Genomic DNA, 21,871 nt, shown 5'->3' on the forward strand with positions numbered 1-21,871 from the left:
TGGAGCGGAGGGCGCGCCCCGGCGCACCGAGGGATCCCCCAGGGTTGTCCCTTACCATCAAGCCTATGCCCCAACTCAAACGGACGGCCACCGGTGTGCTCGGTGGCCTCGCGGGACTCGTCGGTCTGAGCGCTGTCGCCGGCATCCTCGTCACCGCGACAGTGACTCCCGCGATCGCGGTCTCCGGGTACGCCGCCTCGAGCGCTCTCGACACGTTCGAGAACATGCCGGGCTTCCTGCAGATCGACCCGCTGATGCTGCCGACCGAGATGTACCGCAAGGACGCCAACGGCAACGACACGCTGATGGCGGAGTTCTACGACCAGAACCGCATCCCCGTCACCTTCGACCAGGTCAACCCGGTCATGTACGACGCGATCATCTCCAGCGAGGACAAGAACTTCTACACCCACGGCGGCGTCGACCTGCTGGGCACCGTGAGCGCGCTCGTCGGCAACGCCTCCAGCGGCTCCAACCGCGGTGGATCCTCGATCACCCAGCAGTACGTCAAGAACGTGCTGCAGCAGAACTGCGAGCGCAAGGCCACCAACGACGACGAAGTGAGCGCCTGCTACGCCACGACGACCGCCAACGAGGGCGCCGAGGGCTACCAGCGCAAGCTCCAGGAGATGCGCTACGCCATCCAGCTGGAGAAGATGTACTCGAAGGACGAGATCCTCCTCGGCTACCTCAACATCACGAACTTCGGTGGACTCGTCTACGGCATCGGCGCCGCCGCGCAGCACTACTTCGGTGTCTCGGCCGCCGACCTCACCATCGCGCAGGCCGCGACGATCGCCGGCATGGTGCAGGCGCCGAACGTGTACCGCATCGACCGCCCCGACGGCTCGACGACCGACAAGGCGGGCAATCCCGTCAACAGTGCCGCCGACGGCTACGCACTGACGCTCGAGCGTCGCAACTACGTGCTGGGACGCATGCTCGACAACGGCAAGATCTCCCAGGAGGAGTACGACGCGGCGAAGGCCTCGCCGATCGAGCCCAAGATCACCGACCGCACGCAGGGCTGCCAGACGGCGGCGGGCGCGGAGTTCTTCTGCGAGTACGTGCGCACCATCCTGCTGAACGACCCCGCCTTCGGCGAGGACGACGACACGCGCGCCGCCAACCTCCGCCGCGGTGGCATGAAGATCTACACGACGCTCGACCCGACCCTCCAGCAGGAGGGGCTCAACGCGATCTCGATCGTGCCGGCGACCGTCGACTACATGAACCTCGGCGCGTCCGGCGTGCAGGTCGAGGTGGGCACCGGCCGCATCCTGTCGATGGTGCAGAACCGTCCCTACTCGATCGAGGATGCCGCCGTCAACGGTCCCACGACCCAGGTCAACTACAACGTGCGTGCCATCAACGGCGGCGGCGGCGGACACTCGGCCGGATCGACCTACAAGGTCTTCAGCCTGCTGAACTGGCTGGAGCAGGGGCACTCGGTCAACGAGACCCTCAACGGCCGCATCGGCGCCAAGAAGATCGACCAGTGCAACGGGACGATCCAGAACGTCGTCGCCGGCAACAGCGGCGGCGGACAGGTCGGCAACTTCGAGAACAACCCCGGCTACACCGGCACGGTCTACAACTTCACCCGCGACTCGCTGAACTCGGGCTTCCTCACGATGGCCGAGAAGATCTCGGTCTGCTCGACGAACCAGCTCGCCATGAAGATGGGCGTCATGATGGGTGACGGCAGCCCGCTCGACCAGACGAACCTCGCGTACAACGTGCTCGGCGACCAGCCGGTGGCACCGCTGGACATGGCCGAGGTCTACGCCTCGATCGCCGCGAAGGGCGTGCTCTGCCAGCCGAAGTCGATCGACAAGGCGCTCGACGCGGCCGGCAACGACATCACGCCGCAGACGAACTGCTCCCCCGCCATGAGCGAGGCCGTGGCGAACACCGCGGCGTATACGCTCGAGGGCGTCATGAGCGGCACGGGCTCCGGCGCGCGGATCGGCGACGGCGTCCCGGTGTTCGGAAAGACCGGTATCCACGAGTACCTGCACACGTGGATGGACGGCTCCTCCACGAAGGTCGCGACCGTGGTCTGGGTCGGCAACGTGCAGGGCGACGCGCTCCTGAGCGACCACTACGAGAACGGCTACGTCCTCTCCCGCATCCGCAACTCGATCTGGCCCGCCATGCAGGGCGCCGCCAACGCGAAGTTCGGCGGCGACGCGTTCCCCGGCCCCGACGCCGCGCTCACGAAGCGGCAGCTGGCCGACCTCCCGTCGGTGATCGGCATGACGGTCGACCAGGCCACCCAGGCGCTGCAGACGGCCGGGTTCTCGGTCACCGTCGGCGACGCGGTGGACGGCACGGAAGCAGCGGGCACGATCGTGCAGCAGGACCCCGGCGCGGGTCGCGTGGCGGGTGGCACGACGGTCACGATCCGTCCGAGCAACGGCCAGGGCGTGGCGGTGCCGGGCGGGTTCACGACCTGGAAGGACGCCCAGGACACGTTGAAGGCCGCCGGCTTCGCCGTCACCGGTCAGTGCACCGTCTCCCCCACGGCCAGCGACGACGGCACCGTGACGGGGACCGACCCGGCCGCCGGAACCGTGGTGAGCCGTGGCGCGCAGGTGACCGTCCAGTATCAGGCGAAGAACTGCGGCGGACGTTCGTGACGCCCGGTCGTACCGCCCTCGCTGCCGTCTCGGCGGCGGGGGCGGTCGCCGTCGGGGCGACCGTCTGGGGCACGTGCATCGAGCGGTTCCTGTTCACGGTGCGCCGCCATGAGCTCGCGATCCTTCCGGCCGGCTCGCCGTCGATCACCGTGCTCCACCTGTCGGATGCGCACATGGCGCCGTGGCAGCACCGTAAGCAGGAGTGGATCGCGCGCCTGGCCGAGGCGACCCAGCCCGACCTCGTCGTGAACACCGGCGACAACCTGGGTCACGCCGATGGCCTGCGCGGCATCCGCACCGCTTTCGCTCCTCTCCGCTCCGTCGCGGGCGTCTTCGTCCACGGCTCGAACGACGTCACGGGTCCGTCGGCGCGCAACCCGCTGCGCTACTTCCAGGGGCCGTCCTCGCGTCCGCACCGCGCGGAGCGGCTCGACACGGCCGCGATGAACGCGTACTTCACGGACGAGCTGGGCTGGACCGACCTCAACAACACGGCCGCGATGCTGGAGGTGGCGGGCCTGCGCCTCGAGACGTTCGGCGTCAGCGACGCGCACCGCGAGTGGGACGACCTGTCGGCCCTCCCCGATGCTCTCGACGCCGCTCGACGCCCGCGCGCCTTCCGGCGCTCGCCCGCCCCCGACCTCGCGGTCGGCGTCACCCACGCCCCCTACCGCCGCGTGCTCGACCGCTTCGTCGAGCTGGGAGCCGAGGCGATCTTCGCGGGCCACACGCACGGCGGACAGGTGCGGGTCCCCTTCTCGCGGTCGGCGATCGTCGCGAACTGCGACATCCCGCTCGACCAGGCGCGCGGCCTCAGCAGCTGGAGCGCCGCCGGTCGCCGGGTCCCGTTGAACGTGTCGGCGGGACTCGGACACTCGATCTACGCGCCGGTGCGCTTCGGATGCCGTCCGGAGGCGTCGGTGCTCACCCTGCGCGCCCGCGACGCAATCGATGGCCCTCTCGATTCGTCAGCACGGCCCCTGCCGGGGTAGACTCGGGGGGTTGCCACGGGGTGTGGCGCAGCTTGGTAGCGCGCTTCGTTCGGGACGAAGAGGCCGCAGGTTCAAATCCTGTCACCCCGACAGCAGAGAGGCTCCGCCTGTATCGTCAGGCGGAGCCTCTCGTGGCTCACTCACCGGATGGGAGCACACCCGATGACCACCCCGCGCCTGATCGCCTTCGATCTCGACGACACCCTCGCGCCGTCCAAGAGCGCGATCGATGCGCGCATCGGCGATCTGCTCCTCGACCTCGCTGCACGCGTCGAGGTGGCGATCATCTCCGGCGGGCAGCTGCAGCAGTTCCAGACGCAGGTCGTCGACCGGCTCCCGGCCGCCGATGCGGCCACGTTGGACCGATTCCACCTCATGCCCACGTGCGGCACGCAGTACTACCGACTCGAGGCGGACGGAGTGCGCACCGTCTACGCGCACGCCCTGACGGAGGACGAGAAGTCCCGCGCCCTCGCCGCCGTCGAGGAGGAGGCCCAGCGCCTCGGACTGTGGGAGGCCGAGCCCTGGGGCGACATCCTCGAGGATCGCGGCTCCCAGATCACGTTCTCGGCGCTCGGACAGACCGCTCCGCTCGAGGCCAAGATGGCCTGGGACCCGACGGGCGAGAAGAAGAACGCGCTTCGCGACGCCGTCGCGGCGCGCATCCCCGACCTCGAGGTCCGCTCCGGCGGCTCCACCTCGGTCGACATCACCCACCGCGGCATCGACAAGGCCTACGGCATGCGCAAGCTCGCCGAGGTCACCGGCATCCCGCTCGACGACATGCTCTTCGTCGGTGACCGTCTGGACGAGCACGGCAACGACTACCCTGTGCTCGCGATGGGCGTGACCTGCCAGGCGGTCGACGGCTGGGAGCACACCGCCGAATACCTGACGGCGCTGATCCCGACGCTCCCGCTGCGCTGACGCCCCGAGGGCGGAGGCGTGCGGAGGCGGGCGGAGGCTCAGCCCTCCGTCGGGACGACGGCGTCGGAGGGCGCGGGCATGCCCGCGTCGGCGTAGTACGCCGTGATGTGCGCTCGCACGAGGTCGCGCGCACGCGCGGCGTCGCCGTCGTCGATGGCGGCGAGGATGTCGCCGTGCTCGCGGTGCAGCCGCGCGACCGTGGCGTCCCAGTCGTCGATCCGGCGCGCGCCGGCACGGATGTAGCTCTCGATGGTGGTGCGCAGGCCCGCCATCGTGGCGGCGACGACCACGTTGCCCGCGGCATCCGTGAGGCGCAGGTGGAACTGGGCGTCGAGCGCGAGGAAGTCGTCGGCCGTGAGACCGGCATCCTCCATCGCCTTGAGCGTCGCGCGCGCCTCGGCCAGATCGGGCTCGTCGAGATCGGCCAGATGCGCGACCGCCCACTCCTCCAGCAGGAGCCGCGTCTCGTACACGTCGGGGATCGGGAAGCCCTGGGCGGCCACCTGCAGGCGCAGCAGCTGGGCGAGACCGCCGTGCGGCGTCGCCGTCACGATCGCGCCCGCCGTCGGACCGGAGCCCGTCGCGGTGCGGATGAGCCCCATGACCTCGAGCACGCGCAGCGCTTCACGCACGCTGGAGCGCCCCACGCCGAGGGTCGCGGCGAGCTCGCGCTCGGGCGACAGCCGGTCGCCGGGGCCGAGGGCCCCGCTCAGCAGATCGGCCTCGATCTTCTCGAGCACCACACGCCATGCGCGCGCCGGAGCGTTCTCCGTCATCGTCGCCTCCCGCCGCTTCCTATATGGTCAGGCCACATTAGCGCACGTCGGACGGACCGGCAAAAATCCTCGCCGTGTCGGACTCCGGCCCTACGCTCGGAGAATGGACCCGCTTCTGGCCGTCATCGTCGTCGCCGCGCTCGCGTCGGCCTTCTGCTGGATCGCCTCCCTCCTCACCCGCGACACGTCGTGGGTCGACCGGCTGTGGTCGATCGTCCCCGTCGTGTACGTCTGGATCTTCGCCGCGGCCGGACTCGCGTCGGGTCAGGATGCCGTGAGACTCGTGCTGATGGCCGTGCTGGTCACGGCGTGGGGCGCCCGGCTGACGTTCAACTTCGCCCGCAAGGGCGGATATTCGGGAGTCGAGGACTACCGGTGGGCGATCCTGCGCGCGCGCATGCCGGCCGCACTCTTCCAGCTCTTCAACCTGCTGTTCATCGTCGTGTACCAGATGACGCTCCTGGTGCTCATCACCCTGCCCGCCTGGACGGCCTGGCAGCATCCCGCCCCGCTCGCACCCGCAGACGTCGTCCTGGCCCTGCTCTTCCTCGGGATGCTGAGTGGAGAGACCGTCGCCGACCAGCAGCAGTGGGAGTTCCATCGCGCCAAAGCGCGGGGAGAGGCGACCGGGTTCCTCACCCGCGGGCTGTTCGCCTACAGCCGGCATCCGAACTTCTTCTTCGAACAGGCGCAGTGGTGGGTCTTCTACGCGATCGGGGCGACGTCGGCGGTCGTCGCGGGCGCGGGCTTCTGGGGCGGGGTGATCAATCCCACCATCGTCGGCGCCGTGCTGCTGACCCTGCTGTTTCTGGGTTCGACCGTGTTCACCGAGTCGATCTCGGCGAGCAAGTATCCGGAATACGCCGACTACCGCCGGACGACGTCGATGCTCGTGCCGCTCCCCCGACGCCGCGGCGCGTCGCGCGACGCCGTCAGCTGAGGCGGCCGCCCGACTCGCGCAGATAGCACTCCGCGCACATCGACTCGTAGGTCACCTTCTCGTGCGACAGCTCGTCGATCGCGACCTGATCGCCGTCGAAGACGAACCGCCCACCCACGAGCCTCGCGTTGAACAGCGCCTTCCTCCCGCACCGGCAGATCGTCTTCAGCTCTTCGAGGCTGTGCGCGAGCTCGAGCAGGCGCGCAGAGCCCGGGAAGGCACGGGTCTGGAAGTCCGTACGGATGCCGTAGGCGAGAGCCGGGATGCCGTCGTCGACCACGATCCGCAACAGGTCGTCGACCTGCTCCGGCGTCAGGAACTGGGCCTCGTCGATGAGCAGGCAGGCGACCGCGCCGTCGTAGCGGGCGGCGTGCTCGGCGACGAGCGCACGCAGATCGGCATCCGGAGCGATGAGGAAGTCGACCTCGCGCGCCACCCCGAGCCGGCTGGAGATCTGGTCGGCACCCTTCGTGTCGATCTCCGGCTTGGCCAGAAGGACGTGCTGTCCGCGTTCCTCGTAGTTGAACGCGGCCTGCAGCAGCGCCGTCGACTTTCCGGAGTTCATCGCTCCGTAGCGGAAATAGAGCTTGGCCATGCGAGGGGGATGCCGCGGGTCAGCGGTTGATGCCCAGCACGGCGGAGGTCGCGGTCAGCGACGCGTCCGCGGCAGCCGGGTCGCCGTTGAGCGTCGAGCCGTAGCTCGGGATGAGCGCCCGCAGCTCCGGCTCCCACTCGGCGATGCGGTCGGGGAAGCACGTCTTGAGAAGGCCGAGCATGATGGATGCCGCGGTCGATGCCCCCGGGGAGGCACCCAGCAGACCCGCGATCGAGCCGTCCGCGGAGGTGACGACCTCGGTGCCGAACTGCAGGACGCCACCCTTCTGCGGGTCCTTCTTCATGACCTGTGCCCGCTGGCCGGCCTGGAGCAGCTCCCAGTCCTCGTCCTTCGCGGTGGGCATGAAGTCGCGGAGCGAGTCGACCTTCTTCTTGTGGTTCTTCAGCAGCTCGCTGACGAGGTACTTGATGAGCCCGGGGTTGTCGACGGCGACCTTGAGCATCGGGCCGATGTTGCCGGGGCGCACCTGCGCGACGATGTCGGTGATGCGACCGTTCTTGAGGAACTTCGGGCTGAAGGTCGCGAACGGGCCGAACAGCAGCGAGGCCTCGCCGTCGACGACGCGCGTGTCGAGGTGGGGCACCGACATGGGCGGCGCGCCGACCGAGGCCTGCGAGTACACCTTCGCCTTGTGCTGCGCGACGATCGCGGGGTTCGAGGTCTTCAGCCACTGCCCGCCGATCGGGAAGACGCCGTAGCCGGAGATCTCGGGGATGCGCGAGGACTGCAGGAGCTTGATGGCCCAGCCGCCGGCGCCCACGAACACGAACCGCGCCGAGAAGCTGCCGGGCGTGCGCCCGAGCGTGTGGCGGTACGACACCTTCCAGGTGCCGTCGGCGTTCTTGCGGAGCTTTCGCACCTCGCGGTTGGTCACGACCTCCACGCCCTGCTCCTGCAGGTGGGAGAAGAGCTGGCGCGTGAGCGAGCCGAAGTCGACGTCGGTGCCGGCCGGCACGCGCGTGGCGGCGAACGGCTCGTCGGCCTTCTTCCGCTTCTGCATCAGCAGCGGCGCCCACTGGTTGATGACGCGGGAGTCCTCGGAGTACTCGATGCCCTCGAACAGCGGCTGCGTGCGCAGCGCCTCGTAGCGCTTCTTGAGGTACGCGACATCCTTCTCCCCGCGCACGAAGGTCATGTGCGGGGTCGCGTTGATGAAGGTGGACGGGCCGTCCAGGACGCCGCGCTCCACCAGGCTGGACCACAGCTGGCGGCTCTGCTGGAACTGCTCGTTGATCGCGATGGCCTTGGCCGGGTCGACCGAGCCGTCTGCGGCCTCCGGCATGTAGTTGAGCTCGCAGAGCGCCGCGTGACCGGTGCCGGCGTTGTTCCAGGCGTTGGAGGACTCCTCGGCGACATCGCTGAGCCGCTCGAGCACCACGATCTTCCAGTCCGGCTGCAACTGCGTCAGCAGGGTTCCGAGGGTGGCACTCATGATGCCACCGCCGATCAGGACGACGTCGACGGGTTCACTCACAATGATCCAGTCTAGGTGCCGTTTTGCACGGTCTCCGCGTGCCGCGGCATCCCTCGCCGTGAACTCTCGCCGTTCTTTCGCCCGCGCTCAATTCCACGGATGCCGCGGGCGTGCGCCGTGGCGTCAGACGGTCGTCGCGGTGAGGCGGGCGGCGACGAGCTCGGCGATCTGCACGGCGTTGAGCGCGGCGCCCTTGCGCAGGTTGTCGTTGCTGATGAACAGCACGAGGCCCTTGCCCTCGGGCGCGGACTGGTCGGCGCGGATGCGGCCGACGTAGCTCGGGTCGTTGCCGGCGGCCTGCAGCGGCGTCGGCACCTCCTCCAGCGCGACCCCGGGAGCGGATGCCAGGATCTCGCGGGCCCGCTCGGGGGTGATGTCGTCGCGGAACTCCGCGTGGATCGAGAGCGAGTGGCCGGTGAAGACGGGCACGCGCACGCACGTGCCGGCGACCCGGAGCTCGGGCAGCTCGAGGATCTTGCGGCTCTCGTTGCGGAGCTTCTTCTCCTCGTCGGTCTCGTTGTCGCCGTCGTCGACGAGGTTGCCCGCGAAGGGGATGACGTCGAACGCGATGGGGGCGATGTACTTCTCGGGCTGCGGGAAGTCGACGGCCGATCCGTCGTGGACGAGATCGAGCGTGTGGCCCTGGGCCAGCACGCCCTCGACCTGGCCGAGCAGCTCCTGGGCGCCCGCGAGGCCCGAGCCCGACACGGCCTGGTAGGTGCTGACGATCAGGCGTTCCAGGCCCGCAGCGGCATCCAGGGGCTTCAGGACGGGCATGGCCGCCATCGTGGTGCAGTTGGGGTTGGCGATGATGCCCTTGGGCGGGTTCACCGTCGCGTGCGGGTTGACCTCGCTGACCACGAGCGGGACCTCGGGGTCCATGCGCCACGCGCTCGAGTTGTCGATGACGATCGCGCCGGCCTCGGCGAAGCGCGGGGCGTGCGCCCGCGAGCCGGTGGCACCCGCGCTGAACAGGGCGACGTCGATGCCGGTCGGATCCGCCGTGGCGATGTCTTCGATGATGACGGTCTCGCCGCCGAACTCGACGGCCGTGCCGGCCGAGCGGGCCGTCGCGAACAGCCGCAGCTCGCGGATCGGGAACGAGCGCTCGGCGAGAATCTCGCGCATGACCGTGCCGACCTGTCCGGTGGCGCCGACGACGGCGACGTTCAGTCCTGAGTCAGAGATGCGGGTCATGAGGGATCCTTGCGAGAGAGGTGGGGTTGAGTGATTCTATCGCCGGCCGAGCGCAGGCGATCTGCCGAAGGACGGCGGATGCCCGCCATATCGGCCCGTGTGGGGCGGACGGCCCGCTCCGGGCGCGATGCCGTGTGCTGGGGCCGTCAGCGGCCGGTGCCGGCGTAGACCGTGGCCTCGGTGTCGCTGTCCAGGCCGAAGGCCGTGTGCACGACGCGGGCGGCCTGGGCGAGGTCGTCGCCGCGCAGCACGACCGAGATGCGGATCTCCGAGGTCGAGATCATCTCGATGTTCACGCCCGCGGTCGACAGCGCCTCGAACAACGTCGCCGAGACGCCCGAGTGGGTGCGCATGCCGGCGCCGACGACGGAGAGCTTGCCGATCTGGTCGTCGTGCACGAGGCTCTCGAATCCGATGCCGGCCTGCTCGGCGGCGAGCGCCCGCAGGGCGGTCGCGGCATCCGACTTGGGCAGCGTGAAGGAGATGTCGGTGCGGCCCGTGGCCGCGGCGGACACGTTCTGGACGATCATGTCGACGTTGGCCCCCGACTTGGCGATCACCGTGAAGATCTCGGCCGCCTTGCCGGGAACGTCCGGCACGCCGATGACGGTGATCTTGGCCTGGCCGAGATCGGTGGCGACACCGGCGACGATGGGCTCTTCCATGGGGGACTCCTCTGTGCTGTCGGGAGCGAGGCTTTCGGGGACGGTCATGCCGGGGCCGAGCACGAAGGTGCCGCGGCCGGAGCTGAACGTGGAGCGGGCGTTGATCATGACGCCGTGCCGGCGGGCGTACTCGACGGCACGGATGTAGAGCACCTTGGCACCGTTGGCGGCGAGCTCGAGCATCTCCTCGGCGGACACGACCTCGAGCTTGCGAGCCTTCGGCACGACGCGGGGGTCGGCGGTGAAGATGCCGTCGACGTCGCTGTAGATCTCGCAGACGTCGGCGTCGAGGGCGGCGGCGAGCGCCACGGCGGTCGTGTCGGAGCCGCCGCGACCGAGCGTCGTGATGTCGCGGGTGTCGCGGTTGAAGCCCTGGAAGCCCGCGACGATGACGATGGCCCCTTCGTCCAGCGCCTCGCGCAGCCGCACGGGCGTGACGTCGACGATGCGCGCCGAGCCGTGGTCGGCGGTCGTGATCATGCCGGCCTGGCTGCCGGTGAACGAGCGTGCCTCGAAGCCCATCGAGTGGATCGCCATCGCCAGCAGCGCCATCGAGATGCGCTCGCCCGAGCTCAGCAGGATGTCGAGCTCGCGCGGCGCCGGGATGGGAGCGACCTGCGCGGCGAGGTCGATCAGCTCGTCGGTCGTGTCGCCCATCGCGCTGACGGCCACGACGACGTCGTGCCCGGCGCGCCGGGCGTCGACGATGCGCTTCGCGACCCGCTTGATGCTCTCGGCGTCGGCGACGGACGAGCCGCCGTACTTCTGGACGATCAGCGCCACGTGTGGAACTCCTGAAGACATGTCGACGGGCACTCGGATGCCGCGCCCACCTCCCCATCCTAGAGAGCGGCGCATGCCCGCCGAGCCATGTGACGGCGGCCGGCGGCCACTATCCTGCGAGCATGGATGCGCTGGAGAACTGGCACGAGTACAACGTCGCGATGCTCGGCGCGACCGCCGCACTGGCGGGTCTGGTCATCGTCGCGGCCAGCGTGAACATCCAGGTCGTCATCACGGCGGCATCCCTGACGTCCCGCGTCGCGTCGGGGATCGCGGGACTGATCCTCGCGAGCATCGTGTGCGCCGTGGGGCTGTTCCCGGATCTGACGATCACCGCATACGGCGCTGTCGTCGTGGGCGCGGCCGCCCTCACGACGGTCTTCGCCGCCGTCGCGGCGGTGCGCATCTTCCAGAACCATCACCCGGAGAACCGCCTGCGGGCAGGCAAGGCCGCGGTCGCCTTCGTCACGCCGTTGCTGTACGCGGCGGGCGGGATCATCGCGCTGACGGGATCCGGCGGCGGACTGGTCTGGCTGGGGGTCGGGGCGATCGCGGCGATCGTCTCGGCGCTGTTCGTGTCGTGGGTGGTGCTGGTCGAGGTGCTGCGCTGAGGCGCGCGGCGCGCGCGGCGGCCGCGGAGTAGCGGTTCGCGAGGGCGGCGACATCGTCGACGTAGACGTCGAGGTGGTTGTACGCGAACACGGCCGCCCGCCACCCGTCGGCATCCGTCATCGTGCCCGCAGCGCAGAGGTAGCGCGCCGTCGCGAGTGCCGCGTCGTCGATCTGGTTCGGATCGGCGATGCCGTCGCCGTCGGCGTCGCCGCCCCAGCGCGCCCACGTGTCGGGGATGAACTGCATCGGGCCGACCGCGCGGTCCCACACCGCGTCGCCGTCCCACCGCCCGCCGTCGGTGTCCGCGATCGCCGCCACGCCGTCGCCGTCCAGCGCAGCCCCCCGGATCGCGGGCGTCGAGCGGCCGTCCTCGCCCAGCACCGCTCCCCCGTGCCGCCCGTGGTCGGACTCGATCGCCCCGATCGCGGCGACGGTGTTCCACCCCAGCCCGCACGAGGGCTGTTCGGCGGCGACCGTGAGCTGGGCGCCCGCGTAGGCACGCAGGGCGCGGGCGGGGATGCCGGTGGCCGCGGCGGTGCGGGCGAGCCACGCGGAGTCGACGCGTGCGGCGGGCGCCGTGACGACCGGAGCGACCTGCTCGACCGGCTCGACCGGCTCGACCGGACCGCTCGCCGAGGACGCGAGGGGCGCGGGCGGACGCGGCGTCTCGGCGTGGGCGATCACCCCGCCGACGAACACCGCGATCAGCGCAGCGGCGACGGCGATCAACATCCCGTCGCGCGGCGACCACCATCCGCCCGTCCGCATCGCGCTCAGCCGAAGCGGCCGTTGACGTAGTCGAAGGTGCGCGGGTCGATCGGGGAGGAGAACATCGCGTCGGTGTCGCCGTGCTCGACGATGTGGCCGGGCTGGCCCTGCGAGGCGAGGAAGAACGCGCACTGCTGGGAGACCCGCTGCGCCTGCTGCATGTTGTGGGTGACGATGACGATCGTGACCTCGCGCGCGAGCTCGGTCATCGTCTCCTCGATGACGCGCGTGGAGGTCGGGTCCAGCGCCGAGCACGGCTCGTCCATCAGGAGCACCCGCGGCCGCACGGCGAGGGAGCGCGCGATGCACAGGCGCTGCTGCTGCCCGCCCGACAGGCCGCCGCCGGGCGCACGCAGACGGTCCTTCAGCTCCCGCCACAGTCCCGCTTTCGTGAGGCAGGTCTCGACGAGCATGTCCTTCTCACTGCGACTGGCACGGATGCCCGCGAGCTTCAGGCCCGCGACGACGTTGTCGTAGATCGACATGGCCGGGAAGGGGTTGGGCTTCTGGAAGACCATGCCGATCTTCTTGCGGGCATCCACGAGACGGTGGCCGGCGTCGTAGATGTCGTCGTGGTCCAGCAGCACCTCGCCGGCGAGGGATGCCGAGGGCACCAGTTCGTGCATGCGGTTGAGGATGCGCAGGAACGTCGACTTCCCACAGCCGGAGGGGCCGATGAGGGCCGTCACCTGACCGGCGGGCATCTGCAGCGACACGTCGTGGAGCACCTGGTGGTCGCCGAACCAGGCCGAGATGGCGCGGGCCTCGAGCTGCGAAGGCGGCAACGGGACCGTCGTCGCGCCGACGGCATCCGCGTGCATCGCCGGCGCGCCGCCGACCACGACGGCTCCGCCCGGTGCGGCAGAGAGGGCGAACTCGCCGCCTGCCATCACCAGTTCCGACGGGGCGGGCGCGCGTCCGCTCGTGCGGCCGAGGAAGCGGGGGCGGTTCGCCCGCTCGGCTCGGTGGGCCGCGCGGGAGGGTTCGACGTCGTCAGACATGAGGGCTCCGAGTCAGAGGAGGTTGGGAAGGAGGCGGACGAGCTGATCGCAGACGAAGACGCTCGCGAGGAGGAGGACCGGCACGAAGACGATCCAGGTCTTCTGCGCGCCCACCCGACGAAACGCCCAGACCGCGGCCACCTCGGCGGCGACGAGGAACTGCAGGGCGAACACGAGCGCCCACACGGTGGAGGTGTCGGTGGCCATCGCCCGGTCCGACGGCGGCAGCGTCACCGGCGTCGTCTGGCGGGCACCGGCCGGCTGCGCCGGGGAGGTGAGCGTCGCGTCGACGTAGGCGATGCCCGTCGGGACGTACGGAGCCCCGCGCGCGGTCATGAGGATGAGACGGCTCTCCCCGCGTGCCGGGGCCGGCGGGGTGGGGTCGCCGGCGTAGCGCACGCCGAGCACCTCGAAGGTGTTCGCCCCCTGGCCGGTGCGGACCTCGAACGTGTCGCCCGGCTGGAGCGACTGCAACCGGCCGAAGGGCCCGCCGAACGCCGCGGCACGACCCATGACGACGCTCACCCCCACCTGTCCGGGCAGGACCGTGTCGCGGCGGTGTCCGGGGCCGCCGGTCAGCACCCCCGAGGAGGTGCCCTCGGAGATGACCTCCCTGATGCCCAGGCGCGGGATCTCGATGATCCCGACGGGCACGCCGTCGGCGAGCAGGACGTCGTCGAAGTCGCCCTCGCTCACCGGCGCCGTTCCGGCGGCGAGCTGCGCGCGATACGTGTCGGAGAGCTGCTGCTGCGCCGCGAAGTGGAGGACGTGACTGAGGATCAGCAGGTGGAACACGAAGGCGAGCGCGAGCGCGGCGACGAGCGCCAGGATGCCGCGCGCAAGCGCCTGCCCCGCGGTGAGCGGCGCGTACTGCGGCATCGGCCGCGGCATCCGACGGGGGCGCCGCGGGGGCGGCGGGCTCGCCGGGGCCGCCGGGGCCGGGGCGACGATCTGGGTCCGCTCCTCGAACAGCGTCATGCCGCGGCCTCCGCCGGCGGCTCGGCGGCGAGGGCGAGGGCGACCGCGCGCCACGCGAGCAGCCCGATGACGATCACGGCCGCGACGAGCACGCTCACCCACGGGAAGACGAAGACCAGCGCGTCGCGGGTCACCGGCGTCAGCGCCGTGCCGTCCACGGTCGCCGGCGGGGTGACCGTCGCGTGGGTGTCGACCAGGCCCCACTGTCCGGCGCCGTGCAGGCGGGTGGAGACGACCCGGACCTCGGCCGGCTGCAGCGCCGGAACCGCGACACCGCGCGTCTGATCGAGCGGGACGCCGAACAGCACGCTCTCCATCCAGAAGTCCAGCGTCAGGTCGATCGTGCGGGTGGAGGCGTTGCGCACGGTCAGCCACAGCGTCACCTCACCGCTGCCGGGGTCGGGCGAGAGGGCGACCGAGGAGTTGATCCCCCCGATGTAGACCATGCCGGCGATGCTGACGTCGTCGGCTGCGCCGGTGCCGCCCGACGCCGAGCCTCCCGACGCGCCGCCGGCCGCTCCCCCGCCGCCGGACCCGCCGGACGTCGACGACGATCCGGGAGCGGGAGGGGTCGTGGGCCGCGGGCTCGCGGTGGACGACGGGCTGGGCGACGGGGTCGATCCGTCGACGACCGTCACCGACACGTTGCCGCTGTCGTCCACGCCGTCGTCGGCACGGGCCCCGAGCCCCGCGATCGGCAGCAGGGTGAAGAGGGCGACCGCGCCCAGCAGCGCGACGGCCCACGGCGTGCGCCGGAGGGCGGTCATTCGTCGACCGCCCCGGAGGCGGCGCGCAGCCTCGCCTCCGCTGCGGCGGCCGCCTGGCTCTCCGTGTAGGCGATCCATTCCCGGGCGGCTTCCTCGTCACGACGGCGACGCCGGCGCACGAAGAGGACGACCGCCACGATGAGCGCGACGAGGATCACGACGCTCCAGGGCAGGACGAGCACGACGGTGTCGCGGGAGACGGGCGCGACGGGCACCTGGAGAGCGGCATCCGAGGCGTCGACGAAGGGATGCAGGAGCGCGCTGGGGTTGAGGTAGCCCCACTGCGCGACGCCCGGCAGCTCGAACTCGTAGGTCGCGGAGTTGCCGGGCAGCAGCACCGGGATGCTGCCGCCGCGCTCGGCGGTGACGGGGACGCCGAACCAGGTGGCCGCGCTCATCGTCAGGTTGGCGGCGAGAGCGACGTTGCCGGGGTTGTCGACGGTGTAGAGGACCTTCAGGGAGCCCCCGAACGGGTTCCACCAGTCGCCCTGATAGGTCGCGTCGAAGCTGGCCAGCGTGAGCCGGGGCTGCAGCTCGCCGGAGACCCGGGCGAACACGGCGGTCGCCACGCGGCGGTCCAGGCTCACCTGCTGACCGTCTTCGACGACCGACGCGACGATGCCGCCGACGTGGTCGCCGGGGGTGGCGTCGGCGGGGATGGCGACGGTGAACGTGAGGAGGCGGACCTCCTGGGGGGCGAGGGAGAACTGGATGCGGTTCTCCCCGTTCTCGAAGCGGACCCACGCCCCGACGGAGGTCGGCGTCTCGGCCGACGCGAGCAGCGAGAAGTCGCCGTTCGTGCCGTTGTAGGCATCGGTCGCCAGCACGGTGAAGTCCTGGCTCTCGGTGCCGGTGTTGCCGACGAGCACCTGGTCGGTGACGCTCTGGCCGGGGTCGGCGGAGTAGGCGAAGCGCGTGCGATCGTCCGGCCGGCCGTCCGCGCCGGCGGGGCGGGTGGCCACACCGACCGTCGTGTCGGTCGAGCCGGCGTCGTCGGCGTGGGCCGCAGCGGGGACGCCCAGCGGAGCGAGGGCGAGGGCGAGCAGGAGGAACGCACCGAGCACGGGCTGGATGCGGCCCCTCGATCGGGTCAACGAGGAGAGCACGGTCTATTTCCGCAGATGGCGGCGACGCAGCGTCGTCGCGGGGGTGAACGGGGAGTGATCGAGATCGTTCGCGCAGATGACGGATGCCGCGCTGCGCACGAACACGCAGTGAGGGGAGGCCGCAGGCGGCCTCCCCTCACCGGTTCTCAGTGGAGGGCTCGACTCACTTGGAGGCGAGCGTGAGGGTCAGCGTCGAGTGGTACTCGCCGACCTTCGCGTCCTTGGGCGCGGTGAAGACGAGGTCGGCGTCGAACAGCGCGCCGCTCGTCAGAGTGGACACGCCCGCGGCGCTCTGGGCGATCTTGGTGCCCGTCGAGCCGAGCGTCACACCGTCCAGGAGCGTGTAGCCGGTGTAGGCCTTCGGGGTGACCGTGAGGGCCGTGCCGGGGATCTCGTCGTTGGCGGCGTTCGTGAACGAGGTCCAGCCGACGTTGAGGTCCCAGCCCTTCAGCACGTTGCGGTCGTCCACGACGGTGACCTTGCCGAGCGACTGGGTCGCCGCCGTGGCGCTGCGCGCGACGTTTCCGAAGTTGATCGCCGACTTCTCCGCGTTCAGCGACCACAGGTCGCTCGCCGTGACCGTCGCCTGGACGTCGGCGGTGGCGGTCTTGTCGGGGTAGGAGGCGACCGGGACGGTGAACGTGCCCCAGGCGAGCACGTCGGGGTCGGCCGGGAGCGTCAGGGCGACCGTGTGCGCGCCCGCCGGCAGGCTGCTGATGTTCACCAGCGCGTCGCCGTTGGCGTCCGTCGTCACCTGACCGAGGCTGGTCGGGGTGGACCAGGCCCACGCCTGCAGCGTCTTGTTCGCGTTGGCCACGCCCGCGGGCACGGTGATCGTCTTCGCCCCGTCGGCCGGGTCGGTGATGGTGACCTTGTGCGCGTCGGAGCCGGTCGGCTCGGTGGGCACCGAGTCGATCACGGTCAGGGTCGCCGCGGAGGTCGTGACGGAGCCGGCCGTGTTGGTGAAGACGGCACGGTAGCGCGCGGCGTTGTTCGCCAGCGTCGTGTTGGCGACCGTGAGCGATGCGGAGGTCGCACCCGCGACATCCGCCCAGTTGGCACCGCTGTCGGTGGACGACTGCCACTGCACCGCGGGCGCGGGCGAGCCCGACGCGGCCGCGGTGAAGGTCGCGGAGTTGCCGAGGATCACCGACGCGTCGGCGGGCTGCGTCGTCACCGTGGGGGCGACGGCGGGGTGCGGCGTCGAGAACGTCCAGGTGCCCTGGTTGAAGTCGGACGTCGCGACGACGTCGACGAAGACGAAGTCCGTCTCGACGACCTGCGAGCCGCCGTTCTTGAGGAACGCGATGCCGAGCGAGTACTCGCCGCCGGTGTAGGAGCCCGCCGCGGTGAACACCGAGCGGATGCCGGACGGGCTGCCCTGACCGTTGCTGGTCAGCGAGCTCGGCTGGAGGTTGGGGAGCTGGATGCCGGGGTTCGGGGTGAAGCCGAGCGCCGCGTAGGCGTTCCACTGCGACTGGTCGGCCTCCTTGCCACGAGGCGAGATGAACTTCACGACGGAGTCGGCACCGGCCGGGATCGAGAAGTAGCTGTTGAAGTCCGTGTCGCTGGCCTCGGGCGCGGCGAGCACGCCCTTGTTCCACTTGAGCGACGCGCCCTCCGTGATGGGGGTGCCCTCCTCGACATCGATCAGGTAGACGTCGTGGGTGGAGCCGACGGTGGGGACGATCGCCGCGCTCGCGCCGAGCGTCGGGACGAGGACGAGGGCGGCGGCGGCCGCGAGGCCGACCAGTCCTCGGGTGAGGGTGTTGGTGTTCATGAGGATCGTGTTCTCTTTCTCTGTCTGCGCGACGAGGGGATCAGCCGTTGCGGGTGACGGTGTCACCGACGGGCTTGGCGAAACCGAACTTGAGCTTCACGGCCTTGGTGGTGGCCGGGGAGTTCGAGGTGCCCCAGTAGGTGAGGCTCTGCGGGGAGCTGGTGTCGAGGAGCTCGCCGAGGCCCGCGTCCGAGAGCTTCGCCGTCGGGACGACGATGTAGACGGTGCGACCCCAGCTCGCGCTGTTGTAGAAGTCGGAGTTCGGGACCAGCGTGCTGGTGCCGGCGGTGCCGTTGAAGCTCAGCGTGCCGGTGAACGGGCTCGGCAGGCCGTCGATGGTGCCGACGAGCGTGGCGGCGTTGAAGGTGTTGATGCGCGAGGCGCCGTTGACCTGGCCGATGTAGTTCGCGACCGAGACCGGGATCAGCTGGATCTCGTCGGTCCCCGGGGTCAGGACGGTGCCGTCGTTCTCGGGGATCGAGTTGTTGCGCGTGTCCACACCGCTGCCGATGCTGGTGACGCCGATCTTGCTGAGGAAGGTCGTCCAGGTGCCCGAGCTCGACTGGATGGCGAGCGGCTTGACGACGTAGCCCGAGGAGCCGGCCGCGACCGGGGAGGCCGAGGTGGACGTGTAGATCGACTTGAGCTGGGCGGAGGACAGACCCGACACCCAGTCCTTGGCCGCGGCCGCGTCACCGCTGCCGGAGGCGCCCACCTTGAACACGAACGAGATCGCGTCCTGCCCGAAGGGGATGTAGGTGAGGACGCTGCCCTGCGTGCCCGAGACGGATGAGCTGCGCGCGAGGTCGACCTGGTCCTTGATGTTGACGTTGTTGTACGTGAACGAGTTGCCGCCCACGCCGCCGATCGACGCGAGCAGCGCGTTGCGACCTGCACCCGAGCCGTTGGGCCGGTCGAACGTCGGGCCGAAGGGCTTGGTCTGGATCTTGCCGACGCCGCCGGTGACACCGAGGGCGAAGGCGTCCCAGGATGCCAGGACCTTGCCCGCGCCGGTCGCCTTGACCGAGGGGCCCGTGATGTTGGTGCCGTTGGCCAGGGCGCTGACCGCATCCTGCAGCGTGTCCGAGCCGACGATCGAGTAGCCGTCGGTCACGGGGTCGGCGTGAGCAGCGCTCACGCCGAAGCCTGCGAGGGCGACGCCGACCGCGGCGCCGATGGCCGCGAACTTCTGGAGTTTCATGTGTTCCTGTTTCCTTGTCGGGTACTGCGTTGGTGGAAGGCAGAAGCGACGCGGGGACGCGCTTCAGAGGACCCGCCGGCGAAAGCGGGTGATCAGGGGGACGACGAGTGCGCCCGCGGCGCCGCCGAGGACCGTCGCGGGAACGGCCGCGGCGAGGGCCCCGACATCCGGGTCGCCGGGGGTGGTGGCGCCGGCCAGCGCACCGCTGGCCGCTCCCGTCGCGGTGGGCGCCGCGGCGGCGGGAGCCGCGACGGGAGCCGCAGCAGCCGCCGCGGCGCCCGGTCGCGCGGGAGCCGCGGCGGCCGGGCTGGTGGGCGGCGCCGTGGTGGTGGCGGGGGCGTACGTCTCCAGGCGCTCGGCGGCCGCGGTCGCCTGCGCGACCCAGGAGGAGGGCAGTGGCGCGTATCCGGCCGGGAGCTGTCCCTCGTCGGCGCCCGGCGTCTGGCCGTTCGTGCTGACGGCGTAGCGGATGAAGGCGGCGTAGGAGGTCCGCACCGTGGCGGTGGTCTTCGCGGGGTTGTTGGCGGCGTAGATCGGCAGCGTGAGCGGGTAGGCGGATGTCGCGGCCTTCGCCTCCGGCGACGCCGGCTGGAACCCGACGACGGCGCCCGCGGCGTTGTCCGCGGTCATCGCGGCGGCGGCCGCGGCCATCGCGTCGCCGGTGGCCGCGACGAAGCTCCCCGCGGGATTTCGCAGGGATGCCGAGATCACCTGGTACCGGGCGGCCGCGGCGGAGCTGGTCAACCCGAGCATGGCCTGCGACCCGGTCGCCATGCGCGACGCCTTGGCGTAGCGCGGCGGGCTCGCATACGGATCCCAGCCGCCGAGGATCTGACCGTCGCCGCGGAGGGTGAGATAGGAGACCGTGCCGAGGTCGGACGCGTACGGACGCCAGGTGACGAGGTTCACGGGACCGGAGTTGGTGGGCGCGTACTCGACGGGATCGGCCTTCGGGAAGTCGTCGCGATCGAGCGAGAAGGCGCTGCCCGTCTTGTTCTTCGCCGCGTCCGTGGCGTACCAGGGGTTGACGGTCATCCCCCACGGGTCCGGCTCGCCCGCGAGGAAGGCGCGCGCGTCGTCGTCGGCCGCGATGTAGGCCCACACGGCGCGCGCGGCGTCGGAGCGCCCCTGCGGGACGATCACGTCCGCGATCGCGGGTCCGGCGAGATCCTGCGCGGCCCACTCCGGGTCGTTCACGGCGAGGAAGTCCGGGTCCTTGGTGATGTTGCTGGGGTTCTTGGCACCCATGTACGACGTGTCGGCGCCGGTGGGAAGGGACGACAGGTACGAGTAGCTCAGCAGCTTCGCGAGCAGCCGCGGCGTCAGGTTCACCGAGGTGAACGGCAGGTGCGCCGCCGAGAGGTACTTCTCCGGGATGTCCGGCAGGAACGGGTCCGGCGAGCGGTCGATCGCCAGCGCGACGCTGATGCCGCTGATGGCCAGGGGCGCGTACACGAGCGGATCCGACCCGCCGTCTGCGGCGAGCGGGAACGAGGTGAGGGCCAGCGGCGCGTCGTCGGTGGTCGCGGCGGCCGTCACGGCATCCGATTCGGGGACCGTGAGAAGCGAGTACACGCCCCCGGACGCCTGCTTGCAGACGGCCGGCTGCCACGAGCCCGCGGCGTAGGAGATGAGCTCGCTGCCGGCGAGCTGGTGCTCCTTCGCGCCCGCCTCGCATCTGCTGCCGACGGGCTCGAAATCCAGCTTGATCGACAGCGCATGCCTCCACGAGTCGATGAACAGGCCGGACTGCGAGATGCTCGAGGCGCCGTTGTCGGCGGTGCCGCGCGGCAGCACGACCAGCCAGCAGCTGGCACCGGTGGTGACGCCGTCGTGGACGACGGGAGTGCCGCAGCCGAGCCCGTTGGACTGCGCGAGGGTCTGGACCTCGAAGGACACCGCGCCGCTGCCGTCGTCTCCCGAGCCCGCCCACGGGATTTCGTTGGTCGTGTACGAGGTGAAGAACTCGTTGGTGCTCAGATCGACAGTCAGATCGCGCGACTTCGCCCCCGTCGTGGGATCGGTCCTGATCGCGTCGACGCGCTTGCCGTCACGCGCGACGAACGGGATCGCGGTGTACGGGGGCAGGAAGCTCGCGAGACCGGGGGCGGTGTACGCCTGATCCTCCTTCGGCACGTTGGCGAGGGCGGTGCCCGAGGCCCGGTACGCGTCGCGGGACGCGCCGATGTTGCCCGGAGCCCCGTACTGGCACGTGGTGCGGTCGGGGCGGGAGGAGTCGGTCGGGTCGTCGCCCCAGCACATGAAGATCTGCAGGAAGTTCTCGCCACCGCTGCTCACGCTGGACACCACCGACTTCTTGCCGCCGGTCCAGCTGACGCGCACGCCCTGCGCCACGAGGTTCTCGGTCTGCGAGACCGTCACGGCCAGGTCGGGCATCGGCGCGTGCGTGAGGTCGCGATCCTGCTCGGCGGCGGTGACGGTGACGGCGGAGGACGCCGGGGTCGCCGCCTGCGCGGGCGAGCCGAGGGCGACGTTCGCGCCCGCCACGAGGGTGAACACGAGGGCGGCCGTCATGAAGCCGCTGGCCGTGGAGGCGAGCAGGGTCCGCCGTCGAGGACGCAGCATCCTGGAACCGTTCTTTCGGGTATCGCCGGCGATCTCTCGCGCGACGTGATCACGCTAGAA

The 21,871-nt window shown here is 70.8% G+C and carries 18 protein-coding genes and 1 tRNA gene; 6 read left to right on the top strand and 13 right to left on the bottom strand.

Translation table 11 applies throughout. The annotated features are described in order from the left end of the window. Window positions 1–65: 65 nt before the first annotated feature. The 4 genes from AC6CQV_RS10005 to AC6CQV_RS10020 all read left to right on the top strand — a co-directional run bounded on the left by AC6CQV_RS10005 (window position 66) and on the right by AC6CQV_RS10020 (window position 4,561). Entirely contained in the window at window positions 66–2,642 is a 2,577-nt protein-coding gene (locus tag AC6CQV_RS10005) for a transglycosylase domain-containing protein (protein WP_205282458.1), read from the top strand. After that, a complete protein-coding gene (locus AC6CQV_RS10010; protein WP_498259373.1) occupies window positions 2,639–3,634 on the top strand; it encodes a metallophosphoesterase in 996 nt (331 codons plus the stop codon). Before AC6CQV_RS10005 ends, AC6CQV_RS10010 begins: the two co-directional genes overlap by 4 nt. A 16-nt stretch (window positions 3,635–3,650) precedes the next feature. Then, a tRNA-Pro gene (locus tag AC6CQV_RS10015) sits at window positions 3,651–3,724 on the top strand. Between the two features lie 72 nt (window positions 3,725–3,796). Continuing rightward, a complete protein-coding gene (locus AC6CQV_RS10020) occupies window positions 3,797–4,561 on the top strand; it encodes an HAD-IIB family hydrolase (RefSeq protein ID WP_060958320.1) in 765 nt (254 codons plus the stop codon). A gap of 38 nt (window positions 4,562–4,599) precedes the next feature. On the opposite strand, the gene AC6CQV_RS10025 is transcribed toward AC6CQV_RS10020, so the two are convergent. Continuing rightward, on the bottom strand, window positions 4,600–5,337 hold the full coding sequence (locus tag AC6CQV_RS10025; RefSeq protein WP_061782357.1) for a FadR/GntR family transcriptional regulator: 738 nt from the start codon (window positions 5,335–5,337) through the stop codon (window positions 4,600–4,602). Window positions 5,338–5,440: 103 nt separating this feature from the next. Here AC6CQV_RS10025 and AC6CQV_RS10030 point away from each other — a divergent pair, with 103 nt between their 5' ends. Further along, window positions 5,441–6,277, top strand: a complete 837-nt coding sequence (locus tag AC6CQV_RS10030) for a DUF1295 domain-containing protein (RefSeq protein ID WP_498259374.1) — start codon at window positions 5,441–5,443, stop codon at window positions 6,275–6,277. On the opposite strand, the gene AC6CQV_RS10035 is transcribed toward AC6CQV_RS10030, so the two are convergent. The 4 genes from AC6CQV_RS10035 to AC6CQV_RS10050 form a co-directional block, all read right to left on the bottom strand. After that, window positions 6,270–6,872, bottom strand: coding sequence for a thymidine kinase (locus AC6CQV_RS10035; protein WP_060958317.1), 603 nt, complete (start codon window positions 6,870–6,872; stop codon window positions 6,270–6,272). The genes AC6CQV_RS10030 and AC6CQV_RS10035 overlap by 8 nt on opposite strands. A gap of 19 nt (window positions 6,873–6,891) precedes the next feature. Then, window positions 6,892–8,325: a malate dehydrogenase (quinone) gene (gene mqo, locus AC6CQV_RS10040; protein WP_232784042.1), complete on the bottom strand. Its 1,434-nt coding sequence runs from the start codon at window positions 8,323–8,325 to the stop codon at window positions 6,892–6,894. A gap of 165 nt (window positions 8,326–8,490) precedes the next feature. Further along, window positions 8,491–9,564, bottom strand: coding sequence for an aspartate-semialdehyde dehydrogenase (locus AC6CQV_RS10045; RefSeq protein ID WP_060958315.1), 1,074 nt, complete (start codon window positions 9,562–9,564; stop codon window positions 8,491–8,493). A 146-nt stretch (window positions 9,565–9,710) separates the two neighbouring features. Further along, complete coding sequence (locus AC6CQV_RS10050; protein ID WP_101305812.1) at window positions 9,711–11,012, bottom strand: aspartate kinase; 1,302 nt, start codon at window positions 11,010–11,012, stop codon at window positions 9,711–9,713. Between the two features lie 122 nt (window positions 11,013–11,134). Between AC6CQV_RS10050 and AC6CQV_RS10055 the strand changes: the two genes are divergently transcribed. Next, window positions 11,135–11,623, top strand: coding sequence for a hypothetical protein (locus AC6CQV_RS10055; RefSeq protein WP_498259375.1), 489 nt, complete (start codon window positions 11,135–11,137; stop codon window positions 11,621–11,623). On the opposite strand, the gene AC6CQV_RS10060 is transcribed toward AC6CQV_RS10055, so the two are convergent. The 8 genes from AC6CQV_RS10060 to AC6CQV_RS10095 form a co-directional block, all read right to left on the bottom strand. After that, window positions 11,508–12,392, bottom strand: coding sequence for a lytic transglycosylase domain-containing protein (locus tag AC6CQV_RS10060; RefSeq protein WP_498259376.1), 885 nt, complete (start codon window positions 12,390–12,392; stop codon window positions 11,508–11,510). The genes AC6CQV_RS10055 and AC6CQV_RS10060 overlap by 116 nt on opposite strands. Before the next feature lie 5 nt (window positions 12,393–12,397). Then, window positions 12,398–13,213: a phosphate ABC transporter ATP-binding protein gene (locus AC6CQV_RS10065; protein ID WP_205283673.1), complete on the bottom strand. Its 816-nt coding sequence runs from the start codon at window positions 13,211–13,213 to the stop codon at window positions 12,398–12,400. Window positions 13,214–13,405: 192 nt separating this feature from the next. Continuing rightward, entirely contained in the window at window positions 13,406–14,371 is a 966-nt protein-coding gene (locus AC6CQV_RS10070; protein ID WP_498259377.1) for a sortase, read from the bottom strand. Next, complete coding sequence (locus AC6CQV_RS10075; protein WP_498259378.1) at window positions 14,368–15,138, bottom strand: hypothetical protein; 771 nt, start codon at window positions 15,136–15,138, stop codon at window positions 14,368–14,370. The genes AC6CQV_RS10070 and AC6CQV_RS10075 overlap by 4 nt, the downstream gene beginning before the upstream one ends. After that, a complete protein-coding gene (locus tag AC6CQV_RS10080) occupies window positions 15,135–16,232 on the bottom strand; it encodes a hypothetical protein (RefSeq protein ID WP_498259379.1) in 1,098 nt (365 codons plus the stop codon). Before AC6CQV_RS10080 ends, AC6CQV_RS10075 begins: the two co-directional genes overlap by 4 nt. Before the next feature lie 175 nt (window positions 16,233–16,407). Next, complete coding sequence (locus tag AC6CQV_RS10085) at window positions 16,408–18,024, bottom strand: DUF8696 domain-containing protein (protein ID WP_498259380.1); 1,617 nt, start codon at window positions 18,022–18,024, stop codon at window positions 16,408–16,410. Between the two features lie 40 nt (window positions 18,025–18,064). After that, window positions 18,065–19,225, bottom strand: coding sequence for a hypothetical protein (locus AC6CQV_RS10090; protein WP_061782356.1), 1,161 nt, complete (start codon window positions 19,223–19,225; stop codon window positions 18,065–18,067). 63 nt (window positions 19,226–19,288) lie between these two features. Next, window positions 19,289–21,811: a hypothetical protein gene (locus AC6CQV_RS10095; protein WP_498259381.1), complete on the bottom strand. Its 2,523-nt coding sequence runs from the start codon at window positions 21,809–21,811 to the stop codon at window positions 19,289–19,291. Window positions 21,812–21,871: the final 60 nt, after the last annotated feature.

This window comes from Microbacterium sp. EG9 (assembly GCF_059759475.1).

What these genes read in the sequence shown, in the direction of transcription:
- AC6CQV_RS10005 (WP_205282458.1), top strand. Translation starts at nt 66, where the DNA reads ATGCCCCAACTCAAACGGACGGCCACCGGTGTGCTCGGTGGCCTCGCG.
- AC6CQV_RS10020 (WP_060958320.1), top strand. Translation starts at nt 3,797, where the DNA reads ATGACCACCCCGCGCCTGATCGCCTTCGATCTCGACGACACCCTCGCG.
- AC6CQV_RS10025 (WP_061782357.1), bottom strand. Translation starts at nt 5,337, where the DNA reads ATGACGGAGAACGCTCCGGCGCGCGCATGGCGTGTGGTGCTCGAGAAG.
- AC6CQV_RS10030 (WP_498259374.1), top strand. Translation starts at nt 5,441, where the DNA reads ATGGACCCGCTTCTGGCCGTCATCGTCGTCGCCGCGCTCGCGTCGGCC.
- AC6CQV_RS10035 (WP_060958317.1), bottom strand. Translation starts at nt 6,872, where the DNA reads ATGGCCAAGCTCTATTTCCGCTACGGAGCGATGAACTCCGGAAAGTCG.
- mqo (WP_232784042.1), bottom strand. Translation starts at nt 8,325, where the DNA reads ATGAGTGCCACCCTCGGAACCCTGCTGACGCAGTTGCAGCCGGACTGG.
- AC6CQV_RS10045 (WP_060958315.1), bottom strand. Translation starts at nt 9,564, where the DNA reads ATGACCCGCATCTCTGACTCAGGACTGAACGTCGCCGTCGTCGGCGCC.
- AC6CQV_RS10055 (WP_498259375.1), top strand. Translation starts at nt 11,135, where the DNA reads ATGGATGCGCTGGAGAACTGGCACGAGTACAACGTCGCGATGCTCGGC.
- AC6CQV_RS10060 (WP_498259376.1), bottom strand. Translation starts at nt 12,392, where the DNA reads ATGCGGACGGGCGGATGGTGGTCGCCGCGCGACGGGATGTTGATCGCC.
- AC6CQV_RS10065 (WP_205283673.1), bottom strand. Translation starts at nt 13,213, where the DNA reads ATGCACGCGGATGCCGTCGGCGCGACGACGGTCCCGTTGCCGCCTTCG.
- AC6CQV_RS10070 (WP_498259377.1), bottom strand. Translation starts at nt 14,371, where the DNA reads ATGACGCTGTTCGAGGAGCGGACCCAGATCGTCGCCCCGGCCCCGGCG.
- AC6CQV_RS10075 (WP_498259378.1), bottom strand. Translation starts at nt 15,138, where the DNA reads ATGACCGCCCTCCGGCGCACGCCGTGGGCCGTCGCGCTGCTGGGCGCG.
- AC6CQV_RS10085 (WP_498259380.1), bottom strand. Translation starts at nt 18,024, where the DNA reads ATGAACACCAACACCCTCACCCGAGGACTGGTCGGCCTCGCGGCCGCC.
- AC6CQV_RS10090 (WP_061782356.1), bottom strand. Translation starts at nt 19,225, where the DNA reads ATGAAACTCCAGAAGTTCGCGGCCATCGGCGCCGCGGTCGGCGTCGCC.
- AC6CQV_RS10095 (WP_498259381.1), bottom strand. Translation starts at nt 21,811, where the DNA reads ATGCTGCGTCCTCGACGGCGGACCCTGCTCGCCTCCACGGCCAGCGGC.